The organism is Kitasatospora sp. NPDC059146 (assembly GCF_042786665.1).
Taxonomy (GTDB): domain Bacteria; phylum Actinomycetota; class Actinomycetes; order Streptomycetales; family Streptomycetaceae; genus Kitasatospora.
Window position 1 is genome coordinate 35,037 of record NZ_JBHZCY010000075.1, and the last position, 10,287, is coordinate 45,323.

The 10,287-nt window shown below is 73.0% G+C and carries 9 protein-coding genes; 5 read left to right on the forward strand and 4 right to left on the reverse strand.

The genetic code is table 11. From position 1 onward, the window contains the following. Window positions 1-216 precede the first annotated feature (216 nt). The gene (locus ACFXPX_RS27745) at window positions 217-1,287 is read right to left on the reverse strand and encodes an alpha/beta fold hydrolase (protein WP_380643891.1); all 1,071 of its coding nucleotides are present in this window, start codon (window positions 1,285-1,287) and stop codon (window positions 217-219) included. A gap of 186 nt (window positions 1,288-1,473) precedes the next feature. On the opposite strand from ACFXPX_RS27745, the gene ACFXPX_RS27750 reads away from it, so the two are divergent. Beyond that, window positions 1,474-2,025, forward strand: coding sequence for a CGNR zinc finger domain-containing protein (locus ACFXPX_RS27750; RefSeq protein WP_380643892.1), 552 nt, complete (start codon window positions 1,474-1,476; stop codon window positions 2,023-2,025). 116 nt (window positions 2,026-2,141) lie between these two features. On the opposite strand, the gene ACFXPX_RS27755 is transcribed toward ACFXPX_RS27750, so the two are convergent. Together ACFXPX_RS27755 and ACFXPX_RS27760 are read right to left on the reverse strand one after the other, a co-directional pair. Then, entirely contained in the window at window positions 2,142-2,573 is a 432-nt protein-coding gene (locus ACFXPX_RS27755; RefSeq protein ID WP_380523706.1) for an Ohr family peroxiredoxin, read from the reverse strand. 142 nt (window positions 2,574-2,715) lie between these two features. Then, complete coding sequence (locus ACFXPX_RS27760) at window positions 2,716-3,237, reverse strand: DUF5662 family protein (protein WP_380523704.1); 522 nt, start codon at window positions 3,235-3,237, stop codon at window positions 2,716-2,718. Window positions 3,238-3,355: 118 nt separating this feature from the next. On the opposite strand from ACFXPX_RS27760, the gene ACFXPX_RS27765 reads away from it, so the two are divergent. The 3 genes from ACFXPX_RS27765 (at window position 3,356) to ACFXPX_RS27775 (ending at window position 8,560) form a co-directional block, all read left to right on the forward strand. Next, the gene (locus ACFXPX_RS27765; RefSeq protein WP_380643893.1) at window positions 3,356-4,303 is read left to right on the forward strand and encodes an ABC transporter ATP-binding protein; all 948 of its coding nucleotides are present in this window, start codon (window positions 3,356-3,358) and stop codon (window positions 4,301-4,303) included. Beyond that, on the forward strand, window positions 4,300-5,676 hold the full coding sequence (locus tag ACFXPX_RS27770) for an ABC transporter permease (protein ID WP_380643894.1): 1,377 nt from the start codon (window positions 4,300-4,302) through the stop codon (window positions 5,674-5,676). Before ACFXPX_RS27765 ends, ACFXPX_RS27770 begins: the two co-directional genes overlap by 4 nt. A 136-nt stretch (window positions 5,677-5,812) precedes the next feature. Then, window positions 5,813-8,560, forward strand: coding sequence for an alkaline phosphatase family protein (locus ACFXPX_RS27775; protein ID WP_380643895.1), 2,748 nt, complete (start codon window positions 5,813-5,815; stop codon window positions 8,558-8,560). Window positions 8,561-8,627: 67 nt separating this feature from the next. On the opposite strand, the gene ACFXPX_RS27780 is transcribed toward ACFXPX_RS27775, so the two are convergent. Then, window positions 8,628-9,521 (reverse strand): NADP-dependent oxidoreductase, encoded by an 894-nt coding sequence (locus ACFXPX_RS27780; protein WP_380643897.1) that lies wholly within the window; start codon window positions 9,519-9,521, stop codon window positions 8,628-8,630. Between the two features lie 80 nt (window positions 9,522-9,601). Between ACFXPX_RS27780 and ACFXPX_RS27785 the strand changes: the two genes are divergently transcribed. Then, window positions 9,602-10,258: a TetR/AcrR family transcriptional regulator gene (locus ACFXPX_RS27785; protein WP_380643896.1), complete on the forward strand. Its 657-nt coding sequence runs from the start codon at window positions 9,602-9,604 to the stop codon at window positions 10,256-10,258. Window positions 10,259-10,287: the final 29 nt, after the last annotated feature.

The window sequence follows — 10,287 nt, forward strand, 5'->3', positions numbered from 1 at the left end:
CCGGATGAGACAGGGGGACTGGGTACGACGATTCCGACCGCTGCACTGGGCGCCCTGCGCCCGCAACGGTCAAGAAGCCCGGGACTCACCCGGAGATGTCGTCGTCACCCGCCATGTCTGCTGCACTCCTCGTAGGGGGGTAGGTCGTTCGCCAGCGTAGCAGTCCGCTTCGCCCCGCGCCGTTCGTTTTTCCGGCGCGAGGCGCGGGACTCGGCGTCAGAGCCGGTCGGCGTCGACGACGGCCTGGGCGAAGGCCGTCGGCGCCTCCTGGGGGAGGTTGTGGCCGATGCCGGGCAGCGTCCGGTGCTCGTACGGGCCGGTGAACATGGACCGGTACGAGGAGCCGTCGCCGGGGGCGGGGGTGAACGGGTCCAGCGCGGGGTCGAGGGTGACGGTCGGCACCTGGATGGTCGGCTTGCGGGCCAGCAGGTGCTCGTCGTGGTCGTAGCGGCGCTCGCCGTCGGCCAGGCTCAGCCGCCAGCGGTAGTTGTGGACCACGATCGCGGCGTAGTCGGGGTTCTCGAAGGCGGCCGCGGTGCGCTCGAAGGTGGCGTCGTCGAAGTTCCAGGTGGGTGAGGCGGTCCGCCAGACCTCCCGGGCGAGGTCGTGCCGCAGCTTCGGGTCCTGCATGGCGCGTTCGCCGCGGTCGGTGGCGAAGTAGTACTGGTACCAGAAGGCGTGCTCGGTGACCGGTGCGATCGGGTTCCGCTGGGCGTCCCGGTTGGTGATGAGGTAACCGGTCACCGACACCAGGGCCTTGACCCGCTCGGGCCACAGGGCCGCCAGGATGTCGGCGGTCCGCGCGCCCCAGTCGAAGCCCGCGACCACGGCGCGGTCGATCCGGAGCGCGTCCAGCAGCGCGATGATGTCCCGGGCGATGGCCGACTGCTGGCCGTTGCGGACGGTGCGCGCGGAGCGGAAGCGGGTGCTGCCGTGGCCGCGCAGGTAGGGGACGGTCACGCGGTAGCCGAGGTCGGCGAGCAGCGGGGCGACGTCCAGGTAGCTGTGGATGTCGTAGGGCCAGCCGTGCAGGCAGAGCACCACCGGCCCGTCGGCGGGCCCGAGTTCGGCGTAGCCGACGTCGAGCACGCCGGCGGTGGCCTGGCGCAGCACCGGGAAGGTGGTGTGGGTGCCGGGGGTGATCGTCGGCACCACCGGGGCCGGGCCGGAGCGGCCGCGGGTGGGTGCGGGGGCGGCGCCGGCCGTGCCCGGCAGGCCGGCCAGCGCGAGGGCGGCCGCGCCGGCGCCGAGTCCGACGGTCCTGTGGAAGCTGCGCCTGTCGATCATGAGTTGCCCTCCGGAAGCTGCGGGGCCGGTACGGGAACCGGACCCGGGCGGAACGTTACTGGTCTGGACAGTGATGGAGCGGGCGACGCGGCGCATCGCCGTCGGGAAGTCCCCCGGAGACCCGGGAAGGCTCAGGGGAGTGCGCCGGGCATTGCGTTCGGGGCGGTGACTGGTCAGTATGGTGACGTGATGCACGCCTTCCCCTGCGGGACCCTGCCCCTCGACTTCGTCGGCACGCTGCGCGCCCGGCGCAACGCCGCGCCGCTGGAGAAGCTGGCCGCCCCCGAGCAACTCGACGCCTGGTTCGTGGAGTCCGGGATGTTCGACGGCGGCGCCGGTGCCGACGAGACCGACCTCGACATCGCGGTCGACCTGCGCGAGTCGATCTACGCCCTGGTGGTCGCCCGGCTGGACGGGCAGCCGATGCCGGCCCGGGCGATCGCCGAGCTGAACCGGCACGCGGCCGGACTGCCGGTGACGCTGCGCCTGCACGCCACCGGGGCGACCAGGAGCGGATCCGTCTCCCAGGGCCTCGCGGCCCTGGCCCGGGAGGCCGTCGAGATCCTCGGCGGCGACGACGCCGCACTGCTGCGGGAGTGTGCCCGGCCGGAGTGCACCCAGGTCTACCTGGACCGCTCCCGCGGCCACCGGCGTGAGTGGTGTGCCATGCGGACCTGCGGCAACCGGGTCAAGGCTGCGTCCTACCGGGCCCGCCAGCACGGCGGTGCCGACGACTGACGCCCCGCCGCAGGGCTGGTCCTCCGCCCCCGCCCCGGCCGCTGCTGCGGCCACCGGGCGGGGGTTCGGCGTTTGCGCGTCCGGTCGGGGCCCGGACGCGACCCGTGCCGGTGGCGTCAGCCGGTCACCGCGGTCGCCTGCACGGTCACCGGGATGTTGCCCCGGGTCGCCTTGGAGTACGGGCAGATCCGGTGTGCCGCGTGGGCCAGCTCGGTGGCCGTCTCCTGGTCCACGCCGCCGAGTTCGAGGGTGAGGACGGCGCTCAGGCCGAACTCCCCGTCGTCCCCGTGGGTCAGCGTGGTCCCGACCGCGATGGAGGTGCTGGTCAGCCGGACCTTGCGGTCGGCGGCGGCGCGCCGGACGGCGCCCAGGAGACAGGCGCCCCAGCCGGCGGCGAACAGCTGCTCGGGGTTGGTGGCGCCGCCGGCGCCGCCCAGCTCCTTCGGGACGGCGAGCGAGGTGGTGAGGCTGCCGTCGCTGGAGGCGACGTGCCCGCCGTTGCGGCCCTCGCCCGTCACGATGACCGTTCCGGTGTAGCTGACTGCCATGACTGTGCCTCCTGGTGAGTGTCCGTCCGGTGCGCCTGCTCTCTGCGTCACCGGTTCAACTGGTGACGAGTATTGAGCGAGGCCGTCGTGGCAGTCAAGGCGCTGGTGCTCAACTGCCCTGGTTTGTCACGGATAATCCGGATCATTCACAGTCATTCGGCTCGATGTTGTAACCTCCTTGACCGGTTATGGATGGATCGGGCTCTGCGGTCAGCCACCCGAAGTGGCCGGCCGTGTTCGTCAGGACGTCCATCAGCTGCGGTGCGATGCCGAACCGTTCGCGGTTGATCGCCAGGCTCTCCACGAGGTCGCCGTGCGGGGTGCGTTCGGTGGCCGCCTTCCAGTCCGCCAGCATTTCGAGCAGGTCGACCAGGGTCATGCCGTTGATCCCGTCGGCGAAGTGCTCCGGGTGGTGGCGGTTGTGCGCGTAGTGGTGCCGCAGCCCCTCGCCCATCGTGTCGACCAGGGCCCGGTACTCCTCGCTGCCGTAGGCCGCGGCGCGCAGTCGCGGCACCACCGCGTCGTAGACCGGCCGTTCCGGTTCGCGGGTCTTGCTCAGGTCGTGCCGGACGGAGCGGTCGAGCAGCTCCTTGATCAGCTCGCCCATCAGCTCGGCGACCCGCAGGCTGTGCCGGAGGGTGTCCGGCGTGGAGTCGTACGACATGGTGATGTGCCCCTTCGTGTAGGCCCCTCGGACTGCTGTTCCCCCGGAGTTCAACCGCGCGCTCCTGACGCCACCCCGTCAACCCCCTACCTTCCCTGGGGGACTGCGAGAAGGAGCCATGGAAGACACGCAACCTGCCGTACGGGCACGGGGATTGACGAAGTGCTTCGGTGATGTCGTGGCGCTCGACGGGGTCGGGCTGGAGCTGCTGCCCGGGCGGATCCACGGGCTCGCCGGGCCGAACGGCGCGGGGAAGACCACCCTGCTCGGGCTGCTGCTCGGGCTGGCCCTCGCCGACGGCGGCGAGCTGGAGGTGCTGGGCAGACCGGTCGGCCGGGCGCTTGCCGCACCCGACGGCGTGGCCGGCTTCGTCGACGGCCCCGGCCTCTACCCCTCGCTGACCGCGCGGCGGAACCTGGCCGCGCTGGCGGCCCTGCGCGGGGAGGACGCCGGCGCGGGCCGGATCGACGAGGTGCTGTACGAGGTCGGGCTGCGGGACGTCGCCGACGACCGGGTGCGCGGCTTCTCCCTGGGCATGCGCCAGCGGCTCGGCCTGGCGGCCGCGCTGCTCACCCGGCCGCGGCTGCTGGTGCTCGACGAACCCTCCAACGGCCTGGACCCGGCGGGCCAGCAGCACGTCCACGGGGCGCTGCGCCGGCTCGCCGAGGACGGCGTGACCGTCGTGCTGTCCAGCCACCGGATGGACGACCTGGAGTCGCTCTGCTCCGAGGTGACGATCCTCGCCACCGGGCGGGTCCGGTTCTCCGGCCCGCTGGGCGGGTTGGCCGCCGACACCCGCGCGCTCGACCACCGGCTGCTCACCTCCGACCTGGGCGCCGCGCGGCGGGTGGCCGTCGGGACGGCCGGGGTGACGGTGCTGGACGGGGCCGGGGCGTGGCGCGGTACGGAGGCGCTGGTGGTGCGCGCCACCGGGCCGGCCGTGGAGCGGCTGGTGGACGGACTGGTGCAGGAGGGCGTCCGGGTGCGCGAGGTCGCCCCCGTGGTGTCGCCGCTGGAGGCCGCGTACCTGGCCCTCACCGAGGAGCAGCAGGAGGACGGACGATGAGCACGGTCACGGCCGGGGAGACGACGGCCGGTGGTGCGGCGGCAGGGGCCGGGGCGCGCCGGGTGCCGGTGGGCCGGGTGTACCGCTTCGAGCTGGTGAAGCTGGTCTCGCAGTGGCGGATCCGCCTGCTGGTGCTGGCCTGTTGGGCGCTGCCCGGGCTGTTCGTGGCCGCCGTCGCCCAGCAGGGCACGCTGCCCTCCGACACCCTGTTCGGCCGCTGGATGCACGCCACGGCGTGGGCCGGCCCGCTGGTGCTGCTGGGCTTCGCGGGCTCCTGGGCGCTGCCGTTGCTGACCTCGGTGGTCGCGGGCGACGTGTTCGCCGCCGAGGACCGGCTCGGCACCTGGCGGCACCTGCTGGTGGCGGTCCGTTCGCCGCGCCGGATCTTCCTCGCCAAGACCCTGGCGAGCGCCACCGTGATCGTCCTGCTGGTGGCCGGACTGGTTGCGTCCGGTACGGCGGGCGGGCTCGCCGCGGTGGGGAACCAGCCGCTGGTGGGCGTCGACGGGCACCTGTTGGCGCCGTCCGACGCGGCCGTGGGCGTCCTGCTGGCCTGGGCCGCCGCGCTGGCGCCGACGATGGCGCTGGCCTCGCTCGGCCTGCTCGGCTCGGTCGTGCTGGGCCGCTCCCCGATGGGCCTGCTCGTCCCCGCGCTGTCCGCGGTCGCGATGCAGCTCGCCCAGACGCTGCCGCTCCCGGTGCCGCTGCGGCTGGCCCTGCCCGGCTACGCCTTCGTCTCCTGGAACGGGCTGTTCGCCGAGCCGAACCGGCTGCCGGAGCTGCTGATCGCGGTCGCGGTCAGCCTGGTCTGGGCCGTGGTGGCGACCACGGCGGCCTACCGGCTGTTCGTCCGGCGGGACTTCACCAACGGCAGCGAGGACGGCGAGAAGCGCCGCGCGCTCACCCACGGGGTGCTGCCGCTGGCCGGGCTGCTCGCGCTGACCACCGGGGTGGTCGCGGTGGCCGCGCCCTCGACGGGCTCGGGGATCAGCCGGGCGAAGGTCCAGCGGACGGTCTCCACCGTGTTCGCCCACCTGTACCGGCTGCAGACCGAGCAGTTGCACCGCCCCGCCGTGACCGAGGCCGACCTGCGGGTGGCCGCGGACTGCAACCGGGGCGACGGCCAGGTCGAACCGGAGGGCCCGGGCAACGACTGGCGCTGCGTGGTCACCTGGCACCTGCCCGGCACCGAGGCCCCCGGTACGGCGGTCTACCAGCTCGACGTCGCCTCGGACGGCCGGGTGATGGCCGACGGCGACGGGCCGAAGGAGGTCAACGGCTACTTCCTGGTCCACACCGGCACCGGGGACGCGCCGAACCCGCTCTGGCAGTTCGACGGCCAGATCGACCTGCTCGACTCCTCGACGGACTGAGCGCACTGAGCGCACTGAGCGCATGACCCGCACCACTCGCATCACCGGCACCACGTGCACCACGTGCACCACAAGCACCACCCGCAGCGAAGACACCGGAATCAACGCAGCGCACTCACCACGAAGGGCTGACGCCATGCAGGTAACGCGTCGTCGACGAGTCCAGAAGGAGCACCCGGTGCTCCTCGGCCGCAAGGTCGGCCGCCGGGCCACCCTGGCCACGGCGTGCATCACGGCGGTGGCCGTGGCCACGGGCACCGCTTTCGCCACCACCCACCAGTTCGGCACCGACCAGGTCGGCCAGGTCACCGCCGACGGCCAGGTGATCTCCAGCGACCAGTACATCGCCCCGTACGGCGACCGCCTGGTCATCGACAACGGCAAGCTGATGGGCTCCCGGGTCAGCCCGGACGGCACCCACCTGGCCGCCTCGCTGGCCGACGGCGACGCCTCGCTGGTCGTGGTCGACCTCAGGACCGGCAAGGTGCAGCAGCGCGCCGGCAAGGCCAAGACCGCCGACCTGCACCTGACCGACGGCTCGGTCGGCCAGGAGGCCCCGGTCTACTCACCGGACGGCAAGCAGCTCTGGCTCGGCCAGCTCGACGGCTACACCAGGTTCACCGTGAACGCGGACGGCTCCCTGGCGAACCCGGTGAAGGTCGCCATCCCGGCCGACGGCACCAAGCACGCGCTGGCCTCGGGCCTGGTGTTCTCGGCCGACGGCTCGACGGTGTACGCGGCCGTCAACGGCCAGAACCGGGTGGTCGAGATCAACGCGGCCACCGGCGCGCTCGGGCAGAGCTGGACGACCGGCAACGCACCGCGCGGCATCGTCCAGGTCGGGCACAAGCTGTACGTCAGCAACGAGGGCGGGCGCGCCGCCACCGGCGACGACGACACGCTGAACTCCTACGGCACCCAGGTGCCGGCCGACCCGGACACCGGCGCCACCACCACGGGCACCGTCAGCGTGATCGACCTGGCGGACCGCTCCGCCGCCGTCGGGTCCATCGAGGTGGGCCTGCACCCGACGGCCGTGTACGCCAAGGGCGGGACGGTCTTCGTCGCGGACACCTCCTCCGACCAGGTGTCCGTGATCGACGCGGCACGGGGCAAGGTGGTGCAGCGGATCTCCACCAAGCCCTGGCCGGAGGCCTCGGTGGGCTACGAGCCCACCGCGATCACGCTCACCGACGACGGGCGCCTGCTGGTCACCCTCGGCCGGGCCGACGCGGTGGCCGTCTACCGCTTCGCGGGCGCCCAGGAGCCGGTGAGCTACGTCGGCCTGCTGCCCACCGACTACTTCCCGGCGGAGGTCACCACCGTCGGCTCCAAGGTGGTCGTCTCCAACACCCGCGGCATCGACGCGCGCCGCCCCAACTCCACCGGCGCCCACAACACCCACGACACCACCTCCAGCCTGACGCAGTTCACCCTGCCGTCCGACCAGGAGATCCGCTCCCGGACGGACCAGGTCTTCCGGCAGAACGGCTGGACCAAGGGCGCCGTCCGGACGGCGGACGGGCACAAGGCGAAGCCCGTCGCGGTGCCGGCCCGGATCGGCGACCCGTCGACGATCAAGCACGTCTTCCTGATCGTCAAGGAGAACCGGACCTACGACCAGGTCTTCGGCGACATCGGCAAGGGCAACGGCGACCCGAAGCTGGCCCAGTTCGGTGCCAACGTCACGCCCAACCAGCAGGCGCTGGCCAAGCAGTTCGGGCTCTACGACAACACCTACGACATCGGCACCAACTCCGCCGAGGGCCACAACTGGCTGATGCAGGCGGACAATCCGGAGTACACCGAGTCCTCGGCCGGGGAGTACGAGCGCAGCTACGACACCGAGGACGACGCCCTGGGCCACCAGCGCTCGGGCTTCCTGTGGACCGGTGCCCAGGCGGCCGGCCAGGACGTGCGCGACTTCGGCGAGTTCCACCAGTTCCTCACCAAGCCCGACGGCGCGACCTGGCAGAACCTGTACTGCGACTCGAAGAACATGGACGCGACGGGCGACGACACCGCCTACCCGCTCAACTCCTCCTCGCCGATCCCCTCGCTCAACGACGTGTCGGTGCCCGGCTTCCCGAAGTTCGACACCGATGTGCCGGACCTCTACCGCTACCAGATCTGGAAGCAGGACTTCGAGCAGAACGGTCCGGCGGCCCTCAACATGCTGTGGCTGTCCAGCGACCACACCGGCGGTCCGGCCAGTCCGGCCGCGCAGGTCGCCGACAACGACCTCGCGGTCGGCAGGATCGTCCAGGAGATCTCGCACAGCGAGTACTGGAAGGACACCGCGATCTTCGTGGTCGAGGACGACTCCCAGGCCGGCCTCGACCACGTCGACGGCCACCGCGCCCCGATCCAGATCATCAGCCCCTGGGCGCAGCACGGCGCCGTCGACAGCCGCTACTACTCGCAGATCACCATGGTCCGCACCATCGAGCAGATCCTCGGGATCCACCCGATGAACCAGAAGGACAGCGCGGCCAGCCCGATGACCACCGCCTTCACCGACAAGCCGGACCTCACCCCGTTCACCGCGGTGCCCAACCGCACCTCGCTGACCGACGGCCTCAAGACCCCGCCGTCCTGCGGCGTCGACGTACCCGGGGCCCCGGACGCGGGCGCGGCGGCGCCGGTGACCGTCGCCCCGCCGGCGGCCGAGCGGCAGGTCGCGGCCCAGTGGGAGGACTGGAAGTCCAAGCAGCAGCTGACCGGCCCGAACGCGGCGCCGGACCGGGCCAACCCGGCCCAGATGAACCACCTGACCTGGTACCAGACGCACAACTGGCGGACCCCGTACCCGGGCGAGGACGCGATCCACGCCCCGAACGACGTCCCCGGCGCCTACATCCCCTCCGCGGAGAACGACGGCTGACCCGCCCCGGCCCGAGCGGGGCCCCGGACCGGCACTGCTCGGTCCGGTCCGGGGCGTCAGCCCGCTCTCACACCACGATGACCCGGCGCCCGCGGGTGTGCCCGGCCCGGCTGTCGGCGTGCGCCGCCGCGGCCGCGGCCAGCGGGTACGAGGTGTCGACGGGGATGTGCAGCCGGCCCCGGGCGATCAGGTCGGCGGCCTCGGCGAGCGCCGCCGGGACGCTTCCGGCCGTGCCGGAGAACCGGACCCCGAGCCCGGGCGCGTCGAGGTCGGCGATGGACACCACCCGCCTCGGATCCCCGGTCAGTTCGACGAGTTCGCGGATCACACCGTTGCCGGCGAGGTCCAGGGCGGCGTCGACCCGGCCGAGCCCGCGCACCCGCTCCACCCAGCCCTCGCCGTACGTGGTGGCCAGCGCACCCAGGCCGCGCAGGTAGTCCTGGTTCGCGGCGCCGGCCGTGCCGATCACCGTGATGCCGCGGTCGCGGGCGATCTGCAGCACCGCCGAACCGACGCCCCCGGCCGCACCGCTGACCAGCAGCGTCTGCCCCGGTTGCACACCGACCTCGCGGAGGACGCGCAGCGCGGTCTCCACCACGGAGGGGTACCCCGCCGCCTCCTCGAAGCCCAGCCCCTCGGGCATCCTCGCCCAGGCGGACAGCACCGCGAACTCGGCGTAGGTGTCGACCCCTTCGCCGAACACGTGGTCGCCGACCTCGACCCCCTCGACGCCCGCCCCGACCTGGTCCACCACCCCGGCGGCGTCCAGCCCGACCCCGGCGGGCAGTCGGAGCGGATGGGCCCCCAGCACCTGGCCCTCCCGGAGCCGCCAGTCCACGGGGTTCACGCCCGCCGCCCGTACGGCGATCCGAATGCGGCCGGGGCCCGCCTCGGGCCGCGCGGCGTCCACCAGGCGCAGGACCTCCGGGCCGCCGAACTCGGTGTAGCTCACCTTCTTCATGGTCTCCATGCGGCCGACCGTAGCACTAACGGTTAGGATTTTGGAACTGTTCCGTTTTCATGGCTGATAGCATCACGGGCATGACCGAGCCGACCGGGACCATCGAGCCGACCGGGACCACCGGGACCATCGCCGCGACCGGGACCACCGGGGCCGGCGCCGCGCCCGAGCCGACCGGCCGCCGCGAGCGCAAGAAGGCCGCGACCCGCCGGAAGATCGCCGACACCGCCCTGCGGCTCTTCCTGGAGCGCGGCTACGACGCGGTGGGCATCCGCGAGGTGGCCGCCGAGGCCGACGTCGCCGTCACCACGGTCTTCTCCCACTTCGCCGCCAAGGAGGCCCTGGTCTTCGAGCAGGACGAGGACTTCGAACAGCGCCTCGTCCGGGCCGTCACCGACCGGACCCCCGAGGACCCGCTGATCCCCGCCCTGCGCCGCGAGATCCACGCCATGGTGCGGCACTGCACCGCCGACGGCGCCGCCACGATCTGGCGCCTGATCGACTCCTCGCCCGCCCTGCGCGCCTACGAGGAGTCGATGCGGCTGCGCCACGCCGCGGCCCTCGCCGCGGCCGTCACCGCCCTGCCCGGGCAGACCCGCACCCCCACCGCCTGCCGGGCCGTCGCCCGCTTCGTGATCGACGCCTTCTCACTGGCCCGCGACGCGGCCGACCCGGCGGCCACGGTGGACGAGGTCTTCGGGATGATCGAAGCCGCCTGGGCGCCGCACCCCGCCTGACCGGACGCCGGAGCCCGGGGTGGGGCGGC